Source organism: Salinicola sp. V024 (genome assembly GCF_052645315.1).
On sequence record NZ_JBQXYB010000003.1, the window covers coordinates 289303 to 310502 of the forward strand.

The window sequence follows — 21200 nt, forward strand, 5'->3', positions numbered from 1 at the left end:
GTCATGCCACCTGCTGCCAGTCGATGCCGCGATCCTGGGCCGAGACCAGCAGTCGCGATTCATCGCCGTCGAGCAGCGGCACCAGCGCCTCCAGCACCCGCTCGGGGTGATTATTTTGCGCCGACAGGTGCGAGCAGACAATCCGTTGCAGGCGATCGAGTCCCAACTGGCGCAACAGATCTGCCGCTTGACCGTTGGCCAGATGACCCCACCGACCGGCGACGCGGCGCTTCAAATGGGGCGGATACGGACCTTCGGCCAGCATCCGCGGGTCGTGATTGCATTCGAGAAACAGCGCATCGCAGCCGCTGAAGGCATCCACCACGTGCGACGTCGGATGGCCAAGATCGGTCAGCACGCCGAGACGCCGGCCGTGGGCCCGAAAGCAGAACTGGATCGGCTCCCGGGCGTCGTGGGGAACGGTGACCGGATCGATCTCCAGCCCGCCGATGGCGAAACGCCCCTGCGGCACCAGCAGATGATGCCTGGGGACGTCGCCCAGCTTGCCGGAAAGCCAGCTGCCGGCGCTGAGATAGACCGGCAGCTGATGACGCCGGGCGAGCGCGCCGACACCGGTGATGTGATCGCTGTGCTCGTGAGTCACCAGTACGGCCGCCAGCTGGCGCGGATGGACACCGAGCCGCGCGAGACGTCGTTCCGCCTCGCGCATCCCGAACCCGCAGTCCACCAGCACCAGGGTCTCGCCGTCGCTGACCAGCGTCGCGTTGCCCTTGCTGCCGCTGCCCAGCGAGGCAAAGCTTAATCCGGGTCCAGAGCCGGGCCCCGGTGAGCTCGCCCCTGGTGAGCCGAGCCCGGCTGACGCATGCAAGCCGGGCGTGGAACGCGACGACATCAGCGCAACGTGGACGCGATCGCGTCGAGCAGCTCCCGTGCCGCAGCCGACGCCACCGGCTGACCCTCGGCATCGGCAACCGTTACCACGGAGTTGCCGGCGGTCGAGTCGAGCTGCAGACGATAGTGTTCGGGTTTCGGATCGCTGCCGAACCAGTCGAACCAACCACCGCCTTCGGCGTTCAGCGGGAGATAGTCGACGAAGAATTGACCGGCAGTGCGATTCTGGTCGGTGAGCGTCAGGCGATCATCGTCGAAACCGTTCTGCAGCTGATAATAGAGCTCGGACCAGGCGCGCTCGCTATCCAGCGCCAGATCGAGCTCCCAGCCGCCGTCACGATTGCGCAGCTTGACGCGTTCGCTCTGATCGAGTGGCTGCGCGGCCAGCGACACGCCGCTGTCCGCCGTATGGTTATTCTCGAGATAGGCCTGGACCGAACTCAGGCACTGGGTGCTGCTGCCGATATCGCAACGCACTTCGCTGGTACCGCTACGCAGGCCCTGACGCAGACTCAAGCTGCCCTGTGCCGTCTCGATGCGACCACTGCCGGCGTTGATCGCGGTCGGCTGGACGCCGTGATCGACGGCAAACCCTTGCAGCCGCGGCCAGACGCTGGCCGGCGCGGCGTCGACCAGCAGCCAGCGCTCGCTCCCGGCCTCGCGCATTTCGACATAGGCCTGCTCGTCGCCCTGGCCTGAAGCCAACGGCTGCGGGCGCGGCGCATCATCCACCGCATCCGCCGCCGAAAAGTCGCTGTCGGCCTGGGGAACCGGCATCGAGTCCTGATAGAGAACCCGATTGCGTGAATCCGGTAGATCCAGCGGCTTGGCCATCTTGGCGTTCTGGTACTCGTCGTTGCGGTCGTAGTAATAACCGTCCTGAAACAGACCGCAGCCGGACAGGGCCAGCGACGAGCACAACATTAGAGGCATCCATTTGAGGATGGGCTTCATGCATCCACCTTTAATTCGAAGCAATGGGCTGATTAGGCTCTGTACGAACCCTGGCGATTCGATCCACGTCGGCAGGTTCACTTGATGTTGATACCCGCGAGCTGCAGCGCTTCGCCGACATTGCCGTGATAGCGTTCGGACAGCCAGGTCAGCGGCAGACGAATGCCGGTGTCGGCGTAACCCATGCGGTTGAGGCCCCACTTGACGGGAATCGGATTGGATTCGATCCCCAGCGCCGTATGCAATGGCGCCAGACGCGCATTGATCTGGTGGGCTTTTTCACGCTGACTGCTGGTCGCCGCGACACACAGATCGTGCATCGCCTGCGGCGCCACGTTGGCGGTGACGGAGATATCACCGTGGCCGCCCATCAACATGAAGTCGCAGGCAGTAGGATCGTCGCCGGAGTAGAGCGCGAAATCGCTGCCTTTGAGCCGATCGATCAGCTCCTCGGCACGCTCGAGGTTGCCGGTGGCATCCTTCAGGCCGACGATCCGCTCGAGTTCCGCCAGCCGGAAGACCGTCTCGTTATAGATATCGGAGCAGGTCCGCCCGGGGACGTTGTAGAGAATGATCGGCAGCTCGCTCGCTTCGGCAACCGCCTTGAAATGCTGATACAAGCCTTCCTGGGTCGGCTTGTTGTAATAGGGCGCCACCGACAGACAGCAGTCCGCACCGACTTCACTGGCATAACGTGCCAGCTCGACCGCCTCGGCCGTGTTGTTGGCGCCGGTGCCGGCGATGACCGGAATCCGACCGTTGACCTCTTCGACCACCGTGCGAATGACGTCGAAATGCTCGGCGAACGACATGGTGGTGGGCTCGCCGGTGGTGCCGGCGGCAACGATGGCGTCAGTGCCATGGTCGAGATGGAAGTTCACGAGGCGACGCAGCGCCTCCCAATCGATCTCGCCACTGGCTTTCATCGGCGTCGCCATGGCAACGATACTGCCTGTGATCATCTTGCAGCTCTCTCTTTGAGGCCGGATGGCGGCCGGCCGCTTGTCTCATCGGGATCGAATGACCAGAAATCGAACACCGGCCAGACGAATCGCCCGTGTCCGGCTCATGGCGCGCCTCATGCAACGCTCGTGGCGCCTGCCCAGGCCCGATCCTGCAACCCCCAGATGGTACTCAGGCAGCCCCGGCGTGTACAGCCGCCAAGCCGGCTACCGGCCAGATTGGCCTGCGGCCGATCACGACACCACGGCAACGATGACCAGGCATTGACCGCCAGGATCGGCTATCGTTCGGCATTCACTTCCCGGTTTCGGAGCAACCCATGACACTCAGCGTTGGACAGCCCGTCGACGACTTCTCCGCCGAAGCCACCGGCGACACCCCGTTTCGGCTCGGCGACTATCGCGGCAAGCAGGTCGTGATCTACTTCTATCCCAAGGACAGCACCCCCGGCTGCACCACCGAGGGCGGCGATTTTCGCGACCGGATCAGCGAGTTCGAAAATGCCAACACGGTCGTCTTCGGGGTTTCGCGGGACGGCCTCAAGTCCCACGAGAACTTCAAGGCCAAGCAGGGCTTTCCGTTCGAGTTGCTCTCGGATCGTGACGAGGCCATCTGCCGCCAGTTCGACGTGATCAAGCTCAAGAAGCTGTACGGCAAGGAGCACCTGGGCGTCGAACGCAGCACCTTCCTGATCGACGCCGACGGCAAACTGGCCCGTGAGTGGCGCGGCGTCAAGGTCCCCGGCCACGTCGACGAAGTGCTCGAAGCGGCGCGCGAACTCAACGCCGAGTAGACGCTCGCCTCGCCTCAGCGATCTTCCGTCAGCAGGGTCTGGCCCGATTCGCCTCGTGGCCAGGCCTGTACCAGCGCCTTGATCAGCGTTGCCAGGGGGATCGCGAAGAACACGCCCCAGAAGCCCCAGAGTCCGCCGAAGAAAAGCACCGCCAGGATGATCGACACCGGATGCAGGTTGACCGCTTCCGAAAACAGGATCGGTACCAGTACGTTGCCGTCCAGCGCCTGCAAGATGGCGTAAGCGACCAGCACGTATAGGAACTGGTCGCCAACCCCGAAGTGGAATCCCGCCACCGCGGCGACCGGCAGCGTGGCCACCGCGGCGCCGATGTAAGGCACCAGCACCGACAGCCCCACCATCAGCCCCAGCAGCGCCGCGTAGGGTAGACCGAAGCCCCAGAAGACGATGAACGCCACGCTGCCGACGATGATGATCTCGATGGTCTTGCCGCGGACGTAGTTGGCGATCTGATCATCCATCTCTTCCCAGATGCGGGTCATCAGCGTGCGCTTGCCCGGCAGCATCGAGAGCAGAAAATCGACCAGCCGCTCGCGATCCTTGAGCATGAAGAAGACCAGGATCGGCACCAGTACCAGATAGATGATGACCGCCATCAGATTGCCCAGCGACGCCAGCGAGAAGGTCAGCGCGCGCTGACCGAGCTGGGAGGCCTGCTGGCCCGCCGTGGCGATCCAGCCCTGGATCTGATCCGGGGTCACGATGGTGGGATATTTCTCCTGCATCTCGCCCAGCCAGAGCTGGCTGCTGGCGAACATGCGAGGGGCTTCCTGAACCAGCTCGACCAGCTGATTCCAGACCAGCGGCATGACGATCAATGCCAGCGCCAACAGCGCCCCCACGAACAGCAGGAAGACCAGCCCGACGGCCAGCAGGCGCGGCAACCCTCTACGTTCCAGCCAGGACACCACGCCCTGCAGCAGGAAAGCGACGACCAGTGCCGTGAAGAACGGTGCCAGGGCGCCGCCTAGCCAGATGACGACGGCAAAACCGCCGATCAACAGCGCCAGCAGGACGATGGCTTCCTCGTCGGAAAGGTAACGCTCGAACCAGTGACGCAGAATGCCTTTCAAACTCATGCCAGCGCTTCTCCATCGGCCTTGCGTAACCAGTAGCGATACACGCCCTCCGCCTCCTCACGCTCGATCAGCGTATGCCGACTATGCTCGACGAAGCTTTCGAAATCGCGCCATGAACCCGCGTCGGTGGCGATCACCTCGAGCAGTTGCCCGGCCTGCATGCCGGCTAGCGTCTGTTTGGCCTTGAGCAATGGAAGTGGACAGCGCAAACCGGAGGCATCCAGTCGGCAATCGGGCGCTTGAGACATGACGAATCCCGGAGTTGATGGGCAATGAATTGATAGATGAATCGAAAGTTGGTTAGCCTGCCACCGGGCCGCTGCATCGCTCGCTGACTTTGGGAAAACGTCCAGGCAACCTCTGTGCCTGGCCGTGGTCGAAGGCATGATAACCCAGACCGCTGGCGGTCAGCGTGGCTTTCGCCCACGTCGAATGGCGGCCCTTGTAGAGTCTTTGTCCGCACCGAGGCTTTTGCCTGTATCGTCTCCCGGGGTGGCGCCGATTTGCCCGCGCTTATTTTTTGGTCACACTTGAGCTTCTGCCTGACCTGAGCTTCTGCCTGACCTGAGCTTCTGCCCGAATGAGGACCGACACCGTCAGCATGACCAACCAACGACTGACATCATTCAAACGGCAATTGTTGGCCGTCTCGCTGCTCTCCGCAACCCTGGCCGGCGTGCCCCCGGTTGCGCAGGCCGAACAAGGCTATCAGCTTCCGGATCTCGGCAGTACCAGCGTCGCCGTCACCACCAATGACGAATATCGCCTGGGCCGGGCCTGGCTTCGCCAGTTCCGCGCCCAGACCGACCCCTGGCATGATCCGATCACCCAGACCTATGTACGTTCGATGCTGGCCAAGCTGGTGCCCTACAGCGGCGTCGACGAACGACTCGTGGTCACGCTGGTCGACAGCCGCCTGTTGAATGCGTTTGCCGTGCCCGGCGGCGTTGTCGGGGTCAATGCCGGCCTGTTCACCACCGCGCCCAACGAGGATGAGTTCGCCTCGGTACTGGCCCACGAGCTGGGCCACCTGGCTCAGCGCCACTATGCGCGACGCATGGCTCGGGTGGAGGAGACGCAGCTGCCGACCATGGCGGCGATGCTGGCGGGGATGATCTTCGCGGCGGGCGGCGGCGGCGGTGCCGGAATCGCCGCCATGATGGGCACTCAGGCCGCGTTCATTCAGGATCAGCTGGCCTACTCCCGGCGCTTCGAGCAGGAAGCCGATCGCGTCGGTCTCAGCGCCATGGCCAAGGCCGGATACGACCCGCAGGCGATGCCGGAAATGTTCCGGACGCTGCAGAAGCTCGCCTCTCTTCAGGGCGGCAATCCGCCGGAGTTCCTGCTGACCCACCCGGTGACCGAATCGCGCATCAGCGACACCCAGGCCCGAGCCGATCAGCTGACCTCGCCGCCCCACCACGACGACCCGACCTACGCCATGATCCGGGGCCGGGCGCTGGCGATGCTCAACCAGGGCAACCCGACTCAGGCCATGACGGTACTGAAGCAGGACGACCCGCCGGCCGCCGCCGTCAGCTATCTCCAGGCACTGACCGATGCGCGACAGTCGCGCACGGACGCGGCGCTGGCGACGCTCGACACGCTGGCGAAGCAGTATCCTGACCTGTCGATGATTCCGGCGACTGCCGCCCAGATTGCCTACGACGCCGACCGCCGAGAGGAGGCGCTGACCCGGGCGCAACGCATTCTGCGAATTTCTCCCGGCTACTACCCGGCGCAATGGGTCCAGGCTCAGACGTTGGTCCAGACCTCTCCGTCGCAGGCTTTCGACGTACTACGCGACATGAGCGAGCAGTACCCGGAGGACCCCGACGTGTTCGGCCTGCTGTCCGAAGCCGCCGGGCGCAGCGGTCGGGATGCCTGGGGCCAGCTGGCGCGCGCCGAGCAGCTCCAGCTTCAAGGCAACATCGACACCGCCATCCGTCAGATCGACTCCGCCGAGAAGGTCGCCAAGCAGAGCGGCGACTACGCCATGGCCAGCCGCATCGAGCAGCGGCGCAAGGATTTTCTGGGGTATCGCGAGACCATGCGGAACTTCTGATTCGTCAGCCCAGGGCAAGCGCCCGTCCCGCCGCTCGACCGCCCCGCCTGAAAGGCGGAAACCGCTACATCAACTCGAACTGGCCGCCCCGGGCCGGCGATCCAGGTGCGCGACAAGGGCATCGAAGAACGCCATCGGATCGATCACTATCCTGCCTTTCGGCTTGGGGGCAGCGGCGTTCTGAGCGATCACGATGTCATGAGCCGGGTTGATGTAGACGAGCTGGCCGTGGATACCTCTTGCCGCGTAGGCGCGATCCTTTCGCGAGGGCGGCGTCCATGCCGTCCACCACATGAAGCCGTAGTCCACAAGTTCGCCATCGGCGAGCGTGGTGGGCCGCGTGGCCTCGGCCATCCATCCGTCGGGCAGCAGCGGCTCGCCGTCGACCTTCCCGCCCTCGAGCATGAACTGGCCGAAACGGGCGTAGTCTCTCAATGTGGCGCCAATACCGCTTCCACCGACCTCGATGCCGCCGGCGGATTCCAGCCACCAGGTGGCGTCGCTTTCCATACCAAAGGGCTGCCAGAGCTTTTCCGACAGATAGTCGGCCAAGGGTCGATTGACAGCCGCGTGGACGAGTTCGGCGAGAATCTGGGTTTCCCCGGTACTGTAATTGTGAACCCGGCCCGGTTCGGCAGCCCGAGGCAGCGCCGCCATCACGGCCATCGCCCCGCCCGGCGCCTGGGCAACCTGCGCCCTGAGCAGCGAGCGTCGATCGGACTCGGGATCGGTATAGGTCTCGTTCCAGGCAACTCCCGAGGCCATCATCAGCAGATCGCGCAGGCTCACGCCATCGTAGGCACTTCCCTTCAACAGCGGCACGTAGTCGACCACCCGAGCCCCCAACCCCTCGGGGATCAGTCCGTCCCGAATCGCCATGCCGGCCAGCGTCGAGCAGACGGACTTGGCGACCGACATCGACATCCAGCGCGTATCCGGCGCATTGCCCCGCTGATAGGTCTCAAACAGGACGTTGCCCCGGTGCAGGACCAGAAGCCCGGTGACATTGTTCAACGCGAGGTAGTCGTAAAGGTCGTAAGGCTCACCGTTAACCGTGGCCACCCACCCCTCGAGGTTCCGCGAGATCGGCGGCAGCGGGCGAGGTCGTTTGCCGGCTGCAATGACCCGGGAAGGAAACAGCCGATCGATATTGCGGAAAGTGCTGACCGCCAGATCCGGGACCAGCTGGCCCCCGTAGATCTGCTCGACGCTGCCGACAGGTTCGTTGGCATGACGGTAATCAGTGGCCGACCGGCGCGGTTCGGATCGAGATGGGCGTGATGGACTGGAACAATCGGGCCGGAATGAACGGGACGCCATGAGAGGTCTCCTGAGGGAATCCTCAATCAGTAACACAGGCGTACGGAAACGCGCATCGGTTTGGCGGCAATGACAGGAAAAAACGAGATGGTGGGTCGTGTAGGATTCGAACCTACGACCAATTGGTTAAAAGCCAACTGCTCTACCAACTGAGCTAACGACCCAGAACGTACGACCGGCGGGGAGTGCCGAATCGGTGCCATGAAGGCGAGGAAGAGATCGATGGTGGGTCGTGTAGGATTCGAACCTACGACCAATTGGTTAAAAGCCAACTGCTCTACCAACTGAGCTAACGACCCATGCGCTTCTGATCAATGGCGCTTGCCACAAAAGCATCGACCCGTCGGAAAGTGGTGGGTCGTGTAGGATTCGAACCTACGACCAATTGGTTAAAAGCCAACTGCTCTACCAACTGAGCTAACGACCCTTCCCGACTGGGCGCACATATTACTCATAACCCTCGGAGCAGGCAAGTATTTTTTCCCGCCCCGAGGCGCTGGTCACGACGCGGGAATCAGGAGTCTTCACGCCGCGGACGGCGCGGTTTCTTCATCGCCGTCACCGGGCGCCGCTTGTTCTTGTCGCGGCTCCAGCGATTTTTCTCGTCCGGCGTCAGTTCCGGTACCTTGCGCGGCTCGAGCCCGGCCATCGTCGACAGCTCGTCGATCTCGTCCTGGGTCATCTCGGTCCACTCGCCGGCCTTGGCCCGCTTGTCGAGGAAGATATTGCCGTAACGAACGCGTTTCAGGCGGCTGACGGTTAGGCCCTGGGATTCCCACAGACGACGCACTTCTCGATTGCGCCCTTCCATGATCACCACGTGGAACCAGCTATTGATGCCTTCGCCGCCGAACTCCTGCACGTCGGAAAAACGCGCCGGGCCGTCTTCGAGCATCACCCCTTCGACCATATTGACCACGTGCTCGCGCTTGACCTCACCCATTACGCGGACCGCGTATTCGCGTTCGATCTGGTGCGAGGGGTGCATCAATCGGTTGGCCAGCTCGCCATCGGTGGTGAACAGCAGCAGGCCGCTGGTATTGATGTCCAGGCGACCGATCGCGATCCAGCGCTCGCCTTTCAGCCGCGGCAGGCGTTCGAACACGGTCCGCCGCCCTTCCGGATCCTTGCGCGTGCACAGCTCGCCTTCCGGCTTGTTGTACATGATCACCCGGCGCGGGACTTCTTCCACGGCACGCAGGCTGATCAAGCGGTCGTCGAGCGCGACACGATCGCGCGCGCCCACCCGATCGCCGAGCTTGGCGACCTGGCTGTTGACCTTGACACGGCCGGCGCTGATCGCCGTTTCCATTTCCCGGCGCGAGCCATAGCCGGCCCGGGCCAGCACTTTCTGCAGTTTTTCGGTGTTGATCTCGGTCATGATATTTCGTTGCCTCATCGGCTCGAGGAATCACCGGTGACCGCCTGCCCGTCAGGCAGCATGGTCGGTAGTGGCGATCCTCAGGTGTCCGTGTCCGAATCGTCGTCCGCTGGGGAGGAGTTCGACTCCGCCTCTTCGGCCTGACGCTTCCGGGCACGTTCGGCCAGTCGCACTTCGAGCTCGGCAAAACTCAGCGACTCGCCGGGGGACGCCATCTCGGCGTGTTCGTCATTGTCGGGCTCATCTGTGTCACCTTCACCCGGCGCTGCCGATAAATCGGTATCTTCTGATTCCACCACCGCTTCCGCGGCGTCTTCTGCGTCGAGCGATGGCGTCTCGCCGGCCGTATCGACATCGGACGCACCGACATCAGGTACGTCGACATCAGGTACATCCGCAAACGGCTCATGCATGCCCGTTTCGAACGTCTCGAGCGGCTTGAGTTCATGCATCGGCGGCAACGACTCCAGCGTACTCAACCCCAGATCGTCGAGAAACGACCGGGTGGTGGCGTAGACCGCCGGTCGCCCCGGCACGTCGCGATGACCCACGACGCGAATCCAGCCGCGTTCGACCAAGGTCCGCATGATCGAGCTGCTGACGGCCACGCCGCGCACCTCCTCGATATCGCCGCGGGTGACCGGCTGACGATAGGCAATCAGCGCCAGCGTCTCGAGCAGCGCCCGGGAGTATCGTTGAGGCTTTTCATCCCACAGCCGCGACACCCAGGGCGAGTAGCGCTGACGAATCCGCAGCTGATAACCCGAAACCGACTCGCCGAGCTCCAGCGCACCGCCGGCCGCCAATCGCTCGGACAGCTTGTTCAGCGACTCGCGAAGCGCGGCGCGGGACGGCGGCTGTCCGGAGTCGAGCAAGCCGTCATCGAACAACGCCTCGAGCCGCTCCAACGAGACCGGCTCGCCCGCGGCCAGCAACACGGCTTCGAGAATTTCGTCCAGCGCCGGCGTCACGACTGAAGAAATGTAGGAGTCGGTCAGGCGGTTCATGCCTTGGTCTCGCCTTCACTGTCGAGAATGTCAGGTCCAACGATACCGCTCTTTGGAGCAGCATCGGCGATACCCTCTTCCAGCGCCAGCCGGGCACGCAGGTAGATCGGCGAGAGCGGCGCATTCTGCACGATTTCGATCATCGACTCACGCGCTAATTCGAGAATCGCCATGAAGGTCACGATGACCCCGGCGCGCCCCTCGGAAAGCTCGAACAGCGCCTCGAACGGCGTGAAACGATCGGCGTTCAGCTTGGCCATGATCGAGAGCATCCGCTCGCGGGTCGAGAGCACTTCACGACTGATCCGATGGGACTGACGCAGATCGGCCCGCTTGAGCATGCCGCCGAGCGCGCCCAGCAGATCGTTCAGCGATACGTCCGGATGAATCACGCGCCGCTCGAGCTCAGGCAATGCCGCCTGCGCCGGATGCCAGTCGCGGCCCATGCGCGGCAGGGTATCGAGTTCCTCGGCAGACAGCTTGAGCTGTTCGTACTCCTGCAACCGGCGAATCAGCTGGGCTCGCGGATCTTCCTCGTCGTCCTCGTCATCGCCCTTGGGCGGCCGCGGCAGTAGAGAACGCGATTTGATCTCCGCGAGCATCGCGGCCATCACCAGATACTCGCCGGCGAGATCGATCTCCATCGCCTGCATCAGGTCCACGTACTCGACGTACTGGTGGGTGATGGCGGCGACGTTGATGGCGAGGATATCGAGATTCTGGCGCCGTATCAGATAGAGCAGCAGATCGAGCGGGCCTTCGAAGGTCTCGAGAAAGACCTTGAGCGCTTCCGGCGGAATGTAGAGATCCTGCGGCAGCTCGGTCAGGCCTTCGCCATTGACCCGGGCCACGAACTCCAGCGGCAGCTGACCGGCAGGCGACGCCTCGGCGGCATCGGGTCGTTCGGATTCGATAACGCTCACGCCGCCTCCCGGATCACTGCTGAATAGTGACAGCAGTCTAACAAGGCAGGCGACGCTGGCCTATCGGCACGACGTCGACCGAACGGCGAGGGTCACGCCGCCATCGTTGGCTCTCAGGCAGGCTGGCGCGCAAATCGGCGATAGGTAAATTCGTCGTCTCGGCTCGAATCAATGATCGCCAGCGTCTGGATGTCGTCGTGATAGGGCGATAGCTCGCAGACCGGATCCATCTGGGCGGCGTCGCCGGTCAGCATCAGGGCCTGGCAGCGGCAGCCGCCCCAGTCGATCTCACGCCGATCGCAGCTCTGGCAGGTCTCCGGCATCCAGTCGGTGCCGCGGTAGGCGTTGAACGCCGGGCTCGACTGCCAGATATCGCCCAGCGCGTGCTCGCGCACGTTCCAGAACTCGAGTCCGGGAATGGTCTCGGCAGCGTGACACGGCAACACCTTGCCAGCGGGCGTGACGTTGAGCGACTGTCGGCCCCAGCCATTCATGCACGGCTTGGGCAGGCGCGCGTAGTAGTCCGGCACCACGGCGTCGATCACCAGCTTGCCCTTCAACCGTGCGCGGGCAGCCTCGACCAGATCGAGCGCTTCCATCACCTGCTCCCGCGGCGGCATCAGCGCGCCCCGATTCTTCAGCGCCCAACCGTAGTACTGGGCATGGGCGATCTCGAGACGACGCGCGCCCAGCTCCAGCGCCAGTTCGACCAGGTCAGGGATCTGATGCAGGTTGGCACGATGGATCACGCTGTTGAGCGTCAACGGCAGTCCGACGTCGGTCACTTCCCGAGCGAAGGCGAGCTTCTTGTCGAAGGCGCCGGGCAGGTTGGCGATATGATCGTTGACCTCCGCGGTCGCACCCTGCACCGAGAGTTGCACGTGATCGAGCCCGGCATCCGCCAGCGCTTCGAGCCGCGCCCGGCTGATATTGACGCCTGCGGTGATCAGGTTGGAGTAGAGACCGTGTTCGGCACAGCTCGCCACCAGCGCTTCCAGATCCTGGCGCAATGCCGGCTCGCCACCGGAGAGATGCACCTGCAGTACGCCGAGCTCGGCCGCCTCGGCAAAGACCCGCTGCCAGGTCTCGGTCTCGAGTTCCTCGCGCTTGCGGGTCAGTTCGACCGGGTTGGAGCAATACGGGCACTGCAGCGGGCAGCGGTGGGTCAATTCCGCCAGCATGCCGATGGGGGGTGGCTGCATCGAGGGCGACTGTCGCGCTTCCGGCTGGGTATTCATGTCACTTCCAAGACGTTCTTGGTGATCAGATCGGCGAGCATCGCCCGCACGTCGACGAGTATGCGCTCGCGGGGCGCCGCGAAGGTTTCAGCCAGATCGTCGACGATGGCGGCGATGTCACGCTCGCCATCGACGCGGGTGAGCACCTGCTGAGCAACGGGATCGAGCTGGAACACCCGTTCCGGCGCCAGCAGCACCCAGCCGCCGCGGGCCTTGTCCTCGCGCAGCCGCACGCCGCGCGGAATCTTGACCACGTCGTGCTCTTGGAGCGTCGGCACGCCGCCAGCGTCGTCGTTGATAGGGGTGTCGGCACTCATCGGGCAATTCTCCCTCGGCCACCCAGGCCGTCACCATCGATCTCCTGCCCTTCGACGCCACTGCCCCAGGCGCCCGGCGGCACCTGGCCCGCTGGATTCGAGCCGGAACCGACATAGGCGTGCTGCAGCGCATCGAGCATCGCCCACAGCACGCTGCACTTAAAGCGCAGCGCATCGATCACCGCCTGCTGCTGGTCGGCGCGCTTGGCGTGGAGTTTGACGTAGTCGAGCGCCATCTCGGCATCCCGCGGCGCCTGGGTCAGCCGCGGCTCGAAGTAGGCGAGCGTCTCGCGGGAGACAAAATCGTAGTGTTCGAGCATGCCGCGCACGCGCTGGCCGATCACCATGGGCGAGAACAGCTCGGTCAGCGACGAGGCGATCGCCTCGAGTAGCGTCCGATCGCGCACGAAGTGGGTATAAGCTTCGACGGCAAAACGCGTCGCCGGCAGGATGCCGCGGGTCGAAACGACGAGTTCACGGGGTAAATCCAGGCCGTCGGTCAGCTTGAGCCAGCGCTCGATCCCGCCCTCGCCCGCGGCTTCGCCGTCATGATCGACCAGTCGCGAACGCCAGGTTCGACGCAGATCGGGGTCGTCGAGCCTCGCCATCAGCGAGGCGTCCTTGATCGGGATCATCGCCTGATAGTAGTAGCGGTTGAGCGCCCAGGCCTGGACCTGACGCTTGTCGAGCTCACCGTTCTGGAGCATCAACTGGAACGGATGACGATGATGGTAGCGGGTCTCGCCGACCTCGCGCAGCCGGGCTTCCAACGCCTCCATGCTCAACGGCTCGACGAGGTCAGGATGGTTTTCGAAATTCAGCAAGAGAGCTCCATGCCGTCATGGGCGATCTCCCAGCCGGCGCGCTCGGCCGCCTGACGCTCGGAGGAATCCGCGATCAACACCGGATTGGTGTTGTTGATATGGACGAAGACGCGCTTGCCCAGCGAGAGTTCCGCCAGCGCTGCGATACTGCCCTCGGCGCCGGACATCGACATATGGCCCATGCGATTTCCGGTCTTGTGACCGACGCCCGCGCGCACCATTTCATCGTCGCGCCACAGGGTGCCATCGAACAGCAGCAGATCGGCACCGTCGAGACGCGCCGCGAGTGTCGGCGTCATCGCGGCGCAGCCGGGAATATAGTAGGCGCGCCTGTCGCCGCTGATCAGCTCGACGCCAACCGTGCTTTCGCCTTCGACACCAATCTCGACCTGATCGCCCTCCAGAAAGAGTGCGGTCTTGCCCGGCACCGCGAACAGCCGAGCCTGCAGGCCGTCGAGCAGCGTGAAGGGTTGATCCAGGGCGATCGATTCGCGGCTGACGTAATCGGGGTTCAGCACATCGAAGATCGGGCTGCCACGCAGCACGTCCTGGATCATCGGCGTCGCCAGCAGCCGAAACGGCGAGCTTTCGCGGAGATTGAGCAGCCCGCCGATATGATCGACGTCGGCATTGGTCAGCAGCACGCTGGCGATCGGCGTATGCCGTCGGCCCACGCGCGGATGCAGTGCCGGCGTCTGTTGAATCTGTTTGAGGATATCGGGCGCGCAGTTGATCAGCGCCCAGTTCTGACCGTCAACGCTGACGGCAATCGAGGATTGGGTTCGCGGCGTCACGCGCGGATCGCCTTCCCAGACCAGACGGCACACGTCGCAGCGGCAGTTCCACTGAGGCGAGCCGCCACCGGCGGCCGCCCCCAGTACGCGCAGCTGCAGAGCAGCACCGCCGCGCGTGTCTTGCTGATGGCTCAAAATTCAGCGGGCATGTAGTCGTTGATTTCCATACCGACGCAGATTTCCTTCACTTCCGGGGTCGTCCAGCTCATGGGGAGCTCCTGAGGTCGATTGTCGATCACGCTCGGATGAACGCTACTCCATATTAGCCAATCGTCGCGGTTTATCCCAAGAATTTACTTAGCAAGTAAACTTTTAACCGTCGATGCCGGCGCCATCCGCCTTGCGGTAGCGACCGACATAGTCGAACAGTTTCTCGTCGACCCGCCAGTGGCGACCGCTCTTGCGGCCGATGACGAAATCCGGCGCGCGTAATCGATACGCCTCCGCCGCTGCCTGCTCGGCAGATTGCGGTCGCCAGCCGCTGGCCGGCGCGCGCAGATGGTGGCGCAGGAAGACCCGCTCGAACACATGCTGCTGTGCCGGCGTCTCCAGCCCGAACCACTCGTCCAGCGTCTCGCCATCCTCGTCATGGTAGGTCACCTTGAGCCGCGGTACGCCGCGGCCGTTGGTGGTTGCCGCCAGTTGCATGCCACTGACCCGCAACACCCTGGCATGACGCAACTTAAGCGCATCGCGCAGCTTGTCGTCGGGATCGACCAGGCGCTCGCCGCAGTGCCCGCAGGAGCGTGCGGCGATATCGTTCTCGCCGCCGCACTGCTCGCACACCTTGAAGCGAAAACGGAACGTGCATTGATGTCGACTCTCCACGGCGCCCGACCCCGCGCCAGCATCGACCTCCTTCCCCGGGTTTGACCTTCCGCTTTTCGCGGGGCTTTGGCCGCGTGTGAAAAGAAGCCCCTGACAGCGCCGACCGTGATGCTCGATCACGAAGTCGCCGTCACGCTTGCCCCAGAAGGTGTTGGCGAAGCCGCATTCGGGGCACTCGACCTGCACCGGCTCGCTCTCGCCGTCCGGGCGCGTCTGGGCGATCTCCGGCGCATAGAGCTCCCACGGGTTGCCGGCGTAGTCGAGAATCAGGCAGTCGGTCTTGCCCGGCGAGAGCCGCAATCCCCGCCCGACGATCTGCTGATAGAGCCCCACGGATTCGGTCGGGCGCAGAATGGCGATCACGTCCACGTGTGGCGCATCAAAACCGGTCGTCAATACCGCCACGTTGACCAGATACTTGAGCTCGCGGGCCTTGAACGCCGCGATCAGTCGCTCTCGCTCCGGGCCCGGCGTCGCTCCGGTAATCAGCGCACTCTCGGGCGCGGGCAGCAGCTCCCGCACCTCTTCGGCGTGCGCCACGGTGGCCGCGAAGATCATCACGCCCTGACGATCGTGGGCGCGCTGGATCACGTCATCAATGATCTGCGGCGTGGCACGATTGCCCTGAACCACGCCGTTGAGATCGCGCTCGGCAAACTGGCCGTTGCGCTGTGGGGTCAGGCGCGAGAAATCGTAGAAGGCCATGGCGCCGTCGATGCGCCTAGGTTCGGCGAGATACCCCTGACGCACCATCACGCGCAGCGGCTGCTCGAATACGCAGTCGCGAAAGAACGTGTTCTCCGGCCCTTTCACCATGCCGTGATAGTGGCGGTGATAGAGGAAGCCCTCGCCAAGCCGATACGGCGTTGCCGTGAGCCCCAGCACCTTGAGGTTGGGCCGCGCCTCGCGAAGCCGCGCGATCACCTTCTCGTAGGTGGAGACGGCCCGCTGGCCCGCTTTTCCCGAGGCTGCCGCCTGGCGCTCGTCCCCGCTATCGCGGGCGAGAGAGACGCGGTGGCACTCGTCGATCACCAGCAGTGTGAACTCGCCGGTGGCGAAATCATCCAGACCGTTGACCACCGACTGCACCGAACCGAACACCACCTGGCGCCCGCTCTCCTTGCGGCCCAGGCCTGCGCTGAAGATATCCGCTTCGAGCCCGTAAGCGAGATACTTGGCGTGATTCTGCTCGACCAGCTCGCGCACGTGGGCCAGCACCAGCACCCGGCCACGGGCCCGCCGCGCCAGCTCCGCGATGACCAGCGATTTGCCGCTTCCCGTCGGCAACACCACCACGGCCGGATCGTCACTGCCCCGGAAGTGAGCGATGACATTGTCGACGGCCTGGATCTGGTAGGGGCGAAGCCGGGGGACAGCGCTGTCCGAGGAGGATTTGAGCATGGCCGGCATGTTACTCAGATCGCGCGACCGAAGGAACGCCCCGGGAGCGTCATTCCAATAGCCAGCCGCATCATCAGGGTGAGGCCGGAGGAATTCTTTCATCTACGCCTTTAGTGGAATTGTGAAAAATGATCGATTCGATCAAATTAGCAATCGTTTCGATCACTAACCGCTAGTGAACCACTCGCCACGCATGGCGCACGGGAGCCAACTCCATGAAACTGCTCGCCACGATCCAGAAGGTCCCCGGGGGCCTGATGGTGGTCCCCCTCATTTTCGGTGCCGCGCTCAACACCATCGATCAGCTCCATCTCTCCTGGATCACCGCCATTCTGCAGTGGCTGGGTGCCGGGCAGACCGATAGCGGCCAGTACGAATTCCTGCGCATCGGCGGCTTCTCCCAGGAGCTGTTCAAGGATGGAGCGCTGGTGCTGATCGCGCTGTTCCTGTTCTGCTCCGGTAGCCAGATGAACCTGCGCGTGGGCGGCAAGGCACTCAAGAAAGGCGCCCTGCTGGTCACCGCCAAATACCTGACCGGTCTGGCGGTGGGCGTGGGGCTGGGGCTGATGTTCGACCCGATCGATGGCCTGCTGGGTCTTTCGACGGTAGCGATCATCGCCGCCATGACCAACGGCAACGGCGGCATGTACGCGGCACTCACCAGCCAGTACGGCAACCGCTCCGATACCGGCGCGGTGGCGATCCTGTCGCTCAACGATGGTCCGTTCTTCACCCTGATGTCGCTGGGCCTGCTGGGTTCCCAGTTCCCGGTGATCGCTTTCATTGCGGTGCTGCTGCCGATCGCGCTGGGCATGCTGCTGGGCAATATCGACCGCGATATTCGCGCCTTCCTCAAGCCCGGCGAAATTCTGCCGGTCCCGTTCTTCGCCTTTGCGCTGGGCGCGAACATGAACCTGGCGGCGTTCTTCAATCCCGAGGTGGTGGGTGCCGGCCTGCTGCTGGGCGTCATGACTACCGTACTCACCGGCGGCGTCGGCATTCTGGTCTTCCGGCTGTTCCGCGAACCCAGCGTCATCGCGCCGGTTTCCGAAGCGACCACAGCGGGCAACGCCGCCGGCACGCCGGCTGCCATCGCCGCCGCGGCAGCCGTTGCCGCCAACTCGGGGATGATGAGCGCGGCCGAAGCGCAGAGTTATCACGACCTGGTCAACATCGCGACGTCGCAGATATCGATCGCCACGCTGACGACCGCCATCCTGGGGCCGATCGCCGTGATGCTGGTCGATCGCTGGCAGAAGAGACGCGGCATCGAAGGCACCCTCGAGGACGAGCCGCAATCCCGTGTCGACGAGGATCTCGGTGTCGCCCGCGACGGTTGAGCGACGCCGCTGCCGTATCGTGGCATGCTGAGACGAATGACATCATCCGGCGGCGCGCAAGCGCCGCCATCCTGGAGCCTTCATGAAAATCTCTCTGCTCTACGGCAAGGGTGAGCTGGCACTCGACCTGCCGGACGACACTTTCGTCGTCGAACCGACGACGCAGCATGGGATGGAGAATCCCGAAGCCGGCGTTCGCGAAGCACTCTCTTCGCCGATCGGTACCCCGCCGCTCAAGGAGATGGTCAAGGCCAGCGATCGCGTCGCCATCGTGATCAGCGACATCACCCGCCCGACGCCCAATCATCTGCTGGTACCGCTGCTGATCGAAACGCTCGATCACGTGCCGCACGAGAATTTCGTCATCATCAACGGCACCGGCACCCACCGCGACCAGACGGTCGAGGAGCTCCGCGGCATGCTGGGCGACTGGGTGGTGGATCACATCGAGATCATCAACAACCACTGCGACAACTACGACGAACTGGTCAACGTCGGCGACAACAGCTTCGGCTGCCCCTCGTGGCTCAACCGGCGCTGGGTCGAGGCCGATTTTCGTATCGTGACCGGTTTCATCGAACCGCACTTCTTCGCCGGTTTCTCCGGCGGGCCCAAGGGCGTGATGCCGGGTATCGCCGGTCTCGAGACGATCATGACCTTCCACAATGCCCGCATGATCGGCGATCCGCGATCGACCTGGGGCAACATCGCCGACAATCCGCTGCAGGCGATGACCCGCGAGATCAACGCGCTGTGTCCGCCGCATTTCATGCTCAACGTCACGCTCAATCGCGACAAGGCGATTACCCGGGTGTTTGCCGGCGACCTGACCGAGGCGCACCGTCAGGGTTGCGAACATGAGCTCGAGCACGCGATGGTGAAAGCCGATCGGCGCTTCGACGTGGTGATCACCGGCAATTCCGGCTACCCGCTGGACCAGAATCTCTATCAGGCGGTCAAGGGCATGAGTGCCGCGCACAAGATCGTCAAGCGCGGCGGCACGATCCTGATGGCCTGCGAGTGCTCGGACGGCATTCCCGATCACGGCAAGTTCGCCGAGATTCTGGCCATGGCCGATTCGCCCCAGGCGCTGCTCGAGATGATCGAGGATCCCGAATTCGCCATGCTCGATCAGTGGCAGGTGCAGAAGCAGGCGGTCATCCAGAGCTGGGCCGATGTGATGCTCTACTCGACGCTGAGCGACACCCAGGCGCGCGCCGCACTGATGCAGCCGGTGCACGACATCGCCGAGGCGCTGCAGTCGTTGAAGGCACGCTATGGCGACGAGATGACTATCGCCGTGATGCCGCTGGGCCCGTTGACCGTGCCTTATGTCGATGACTGAGCTATGTCGATGACTGAACTACGTGGATGATCGAGCTACGCCGATGACTGATCTGCCGATCGACGAACACACGACGGGAGAGAACCCATGACTTCGATGGCTCGAACCGAACGAATCGATGCCTTGAGCATGGACGCAGCGGCGCCGTCGCGTCTGCCTGGCGTGTCGCTGACCGCCGACGTGGCCCAGGGCGCCGAACTCGAGGCCAAGCTGGAACGCCTGCGTCACGTGCTTCGCGAGATGGGCGATGTCGTGGTGGCGTTCTCCGGTGGCGTCGACAGCACCTTCCTGCTGGCCATCGCGCTGGAGACGCTGGGCCGGGAACGCGTGCTGGCGGTCACCGCCGATTCAGAATCCTATCCGTTCGAGGAACTCGAGGCCGCCCGCGAACTGGCCCGGCGTCTGGAGGCGCCGCATCGGGTCATCGAGACCTCGGAGATCGCCATTCCCGGCTACGCCGAGAACGACGCCAACCGCTGCTACTACTGCAAATCCGGCCTGTTCACCCATCTGGCGCCGATCATGGTCGACGCCGGATTCCATAATATCGTCTTCGGTCTGATCGCCGACGACGACGGCGAGCATCGCCCGGGCACCCAGGCCGCCCGCGAGTATGGCGTGCGCGGCCCGCTGCATGAAGTCGGCCTGTACAAGGCCGAGATCCGAGAACTCTCCCAGGCGATGGGGTTGCCGACCTGGAACAAGCCCTCGCTGGCGTGTCTGTCATCGCGGGTCGCCTACGGCGAGCGCATCACGCTGGGGAAGCTCGAGCGGATCGCCGAAGCCGAGCGCCGCGTCAGAGCCCTGAACATCGGCCAGCTCCGCGTGCGCCATCACGGCGAACTGGCGCGGATCGAAGTCGAACCTCAGGACATGGCGACGGTACTCGAACATCACGACCGGCTGGTCGCGGAACTCACGGCGCTAGGATACGCCTGGGTGACGCTGGATCTGGCCGGCTACCGCAGCGGCAGCATGAATCGACTGCTGCCTTGAATTCGGCTCGACAGGATATGGCATGACCGAACGCCCAGACCGACCCATTTCCGATCTCGGGTTCGCCCGCGTCGATCACGCTCGCGAAGCTCGCAACGGCGTCCCCGAAATCGTGTTCGGCGAGGGCAAGCAGGCCGATCAGATCAGCGCCATCGTCGCCCGCCTGATCGATCGTCACCAGCGAGCGCTGGTCACCCGACTCGATGCCGAGCGCGCCGAACGCGTGCTTCAGGATCATCCCCACGGCCACTACGATCCGATGAGTCGTTTGCTTTCGTGGGGTGCCTCGCCGAAGCGTCTCCCCGGCACCGTGGCAGTGATCTGCGCCGGCACCTCGGACCTGCCCGTGGCCGAGGAAGCCGCGGGTACCCTCGAGTGGCTGGGCACCGACGTCGCCCGGCTCAACGACGTCGGCGTCGCCGGCATCGATCGCCTGCTGGCGCATCGTGAAGCCCTGACCCGGGCGGACGTGCTGATCGTGATTGCCGGCATGGAAGGCGCGCTACCCAGCGTGATCACCGGGCTGGTGCGCAATCCGGTGATCGCGGTACCCACCTCGGTGGGTTACGGCGCCAGCCTGCAGGGCGTCACCGCCCTGCTCGGCATGCTGTCGGCATGCGCCACCGGCATGAGCGTGGTCAATATCGACAACGGCTTCGGCGCCGCCTGGCAGGCGGCCAGCATTCTGTCGCTGCTCGAGCGGGGCCCCGATCCGCGACCCGCCAGCTTCGAGAGTTCGGCAGCCGCCGCCGAGCCCCC

The 21200-nt window shown here is 64.0% G+C and carries 20 protein-coding genes, 3 tRNA genes and 1 pseudogene; 6 read left to right on the forward strand and 18 right to left on the reverse strand.

The features are described from left to right. Position 1: 1 nt before the first annotated feature. The 3 genes from ACUN9V_RS07220 to dapA all read right to left on the reverse strand — a co-directional run bounded on the left by ACUN9V_RS07220 (position 2) and on the right by dapA (position 2768). Positions 2 to 853: an MBL fold metallo-hydrolase gene (locus ACUN9V_RS07220; RefSeq protein WP_445510895.1), complete on the reverse strand. Its 852-nt coding sequence runs from the start codon at positions 851 to 853 to the stop codon at positions 2 to 4. After that, complete coding sequence (gene bamC, locus ACUN9V_RS07225) at positions 853 to 1806, reverse strand: outer membrane protein assembly factor BamC (protein WP_445510896.1); 954 nt, start codon at positions 1804 to 1806, stop codon at positions 853 to 855. The genes ACUN9V_RS07220 and bamC overlap by 1 nt, the downstream gene beginning before the upstream one ends. Before the next feature lie 77 nt (positions 1807 to 1883). Beyond that, positions 1884 to 2768, reverse strand: coding sequence for a 4-hydroxy-tetrahydrodipicolinate synthase (gene dapA / locus ACUN9V_RS07230; RefSeq protein ID WP_445510897.1), 885 nt, complete (start codon positions 2766 to 2768; stop codon positions 1884 to 1886). 320 nt (positions 2769 to 3088) lie between these two features. On the opposite strand from dapA, the gene ACUN9V_RS07235 reads away from it, so the two are divergent. Continuing rightward, positions 3089 to 3562 (forward strand): peroxiredoxin, encoded by a 474-nt coding sequence (locus ACUN9V_RS07235; RefSeq protein ID WP_110691584.1) that lies wholly within the window; start codon positions 3089 to 3091, stop codon positions 3560 to 3562. Positions 3563 to 3576: 14 nt separating this feature from the next. Here the strand turns inward: ACUN9V_RS07235 and ACUN9V_RS07240 are convergent, their stop codons facing one another. Continuing rightward, entirely contained in the window at positions 3577 to 4662 is a 1086-nt protein-coding gene (locus ACUN9V_RS07240; RefSeq protein WP_445510898.1) for an AI-2E family transporter, read from the reverse strand. Next, positions 4659 to 4910: a sulfurtransferase TusA family protein gene (locus tag ACUN9V_RS07245; RefSeq protein WP_445510899.1), complete on the reverse strand. Its 252-nt coding sequence runs from the start codon at positions 4908 to 4910 to the stop codon at positions 4659 to 4661. Before ACUN9V_RS07245 ends, ACUN9V_RS07240 begins: the two co-directional genes overlap by 4 nt. 353 nt (positions 4911 to 5263) lie before the next feature. Between ACUN9V_RS07245 and ACUN9V_RS07250 the strand changes: the two genes are divergently transcribed. Next, positions 5264 to 6727 carry a M48 family metalloprotease gene (locus ACUN9V_RS07250; RefSeq protein WP_445510900.1) on the forward strand — a complete coding sequence of 488 codons (1464 nt, stop codon included), beginning with the start codon at positions 5264 to 5266 and terminating at the stop codon, positions 6725 to 6727. A 69-nt stretch (positions 6728 to 6796) separates the two neighbouring features. Here ACUN9V_RS07250 and ACUN9V_RS07255 read toward each other — a convergent pair whose 3' ends face one another. The 13 genes from ACUN9V_RS07255 to ACUN9V_RS07315 form a co-directional block, all read right to left on the reverse strand. After that, positions 6797 to 8047 carry a serine hydrolase domain-containing protein gene (locus ACUN9V_RS07255; protein WP_445510901.1) on the reverse strand — a complete coding sequence of 417 codons (1251 nt, stop codon included), beginning with the start codon at positions 8045 to 8047 and terminating at the stop codon, positions 6797 to 6799. A gap of 88 nt (positions 8048 to 8135) precedes the next feature. Further along, positions 8136 to 8211, reverse strand: a tRNA-Lys gene (locus ACUN9V_RS07260). A 59-nt stretch (positions 8212 to 8270) separates the two neighbouring features. Continuing rightward, positions 8271 to 8346 (reverse strand) — tRNA-Lys (locus tag ACUN9V_RS07265). Positions 8347 to 8398: 52 nt separating this feature from the next. Beyond that, positions 8399 to 8474: transfer RNA gene (locus ACUN9V_RS07270), tRNA-Lys, on the reverse strand. A gap of 87 nt (positions 8475 to 8561) precedes the next feature. Further along, positions 8562 to 9428, reverse strand: a complete 867-nt coding sequence (gene rluB / locus ACUN9V_RS07275) for a 23S rRNA pseudouridine(2605) synthase RluB (RefSeq protein WP_445510902.1) — start codon at positions 9426 to 9428, stop codon at positions 8562 to 8564. 80 nt (positions 9429 to 9508) lie between these two features. Then, positions 9509 to 10435: an SMC-Scp complex subunit ScpB gene (gene scpB / locus ACUN9V_RS07280; protein WP_445510903.1), complete on the reverse strand. Its 927-nt coding sequence runs from the start codon at positions 10433 to 10435 to the stop codon at positions 9509 to 9511. Then, entirely contained in the window at positions 10432 to 11358 is a 927-nt protein-coding gene (locus ACUN9V_RS07285; protein WP_445510904.1) for a segregation and condensation protein A, read from the reverse strand. Before ACUN9V_RS07285 ends, scpB begins: the two co-directional genes overlap by 4 nt. 113 nt (positions 11359 to 11471) lie before the next feature. Continuing rightward, positions 11472 to 12596, reverse strand: coding sequence for a pyrroloquinoline quinone biosynthesis protein PqqE (pqqE, locus tag ACUN9V_RS07290; protein ID WP_445510905.1), 1125 nt, complete (start codon positions 12594 to 12596; stop codon positions 11472 to 11474). Then, positions 12593 to 12913: a pyrroloquinoline quinone biosynthesis peptide chaperone PqqD gene (pqqD, locus tag ACUN9V_RS07295; protein ID WP_445510906.1), complete on the reverse strand. Its 321-nt coding sequence runs from the start codon at positions 12911 to 12913 to the stop codon at positions 12593 to 12595. The genes pqqE and pqqD overlap by 4 nt, the downstream gene beginning before the upstream one ends. After that, positions 12910 to 13737 carry a pyrroloquinoline-quinone synthase PqqC gene (pqqC, locus tag ACUN9V_RS07300; RefSeq protein ID WP_445510907.1) on the reverse strand — a complete coding sequence of 276 codons (828 nt, stop codon included), beginning with the start codon at positions 13735 to 13737 and terminating at the stop codon, positions 12910 to 12912. The genes pqqD and pqqC overlap by 4 nt, the downstream gene beginning before the upstream one ends. After that, entirely contained in the window at positions 13731 to 14666 is a 936-nt protein-coding gene (pqqB, locus tag ACUN9V_RS07305; protein ID WP_445510908.1) for a pyrroloquinoline quinone biosynthesis protein PqqB, read from the reverse strand. Before pqqB ends, pqqC begins: the two co-directional genes overlap by 7 nt. Continuing rightward, positions 14663 to 14740: a pyrroloquinoline quinone precursor peptide PqqA gene (gene pqqA / locus ACUN9V_RS07310; RefSeq protein ID WP_075569317.1), complete on the reverse strand. Its 78-nt coding sequence runs from the start codon at positions 14738 to 14740 to the stop codon at positions 14663 to 14665. Before pqqA ends, pqqB begins: the two co-directional genes overlap by 4 nt. Before the next feature lie 103 nt (positions 14741 to 14843). After that, positions 14844 to 16760 carry a DEAD/DEAH box helicase family protein gene (locus ACUN9V_RS07315; RefSeq protein ID WP_445510909.1) on the reverse strand — a complete coding sequence of 639 codons (1917 nt, stop codon included), beginning with the start codon at positions 16758 to 16760 and terminating at the stop codon, positions 14844 to 14846. A 215-nt stretch (positions 16761 to 16975) separates the two neighbouring features. On the opposite strand from ACUN9V_RS07315, the gene ACUN9V_RS07320 reads away from it, so the two are divergent. From ACUN9V_RS07320 to larB, 4 genes and pseudogenes are all read left to right on the forward strand, one after another. Continuing rightward, the gene (locus tag ACUN9V_RS07320; protein ID WP_075562243.1) at positions 16976 to 18100 is read left to right on the forward strand and encodes a 2-keto-3-deoxygluconate permease; all 1125 of its coding nucleotides are present in this window, start codon (positions 16976 to 16978) and stop codon (positions 18098 to 18100) included. 82 nt (positions 18101 to 18182) lie between these two features. After that, positions 18183 to 19445, forward strand: coding sequence for a nickel-dependent lactate racemase (larA, locus tag ACUN9V_RS07325; protein ID WP_445510910.1), 1263 nt, complete (start codon positions 18183 to 18185; stop codon positions 19443 to 19445). Positions 19446 to 19532: 87 nt separating this feature from the next. Beyond that, on the forward strand, positions 19533 to 20441 hold the full coding sequence (gene larE, locus ACUN9V_RS07330) for an ATP-dependent sacrificial sulfur transferase LarE (RefSeq protein ID WP_445510911.1): 909 nt from the start codon (positions 19533 to 19535) through the stop codon (positions 20439 to 20441). Positions 20442 to 20463: 22 nt separating this feature from the next. Continuing rightward, positions 20464 to 21126: pseudogene (larB, locus tag ACUN9V_RS07335) on the forward strand (nickel pincer cofactor biosynthesis protein LarB); the annotation flags it as partial. Positions 21127 to 21200 lie beyond the last annotated feature (74 nt).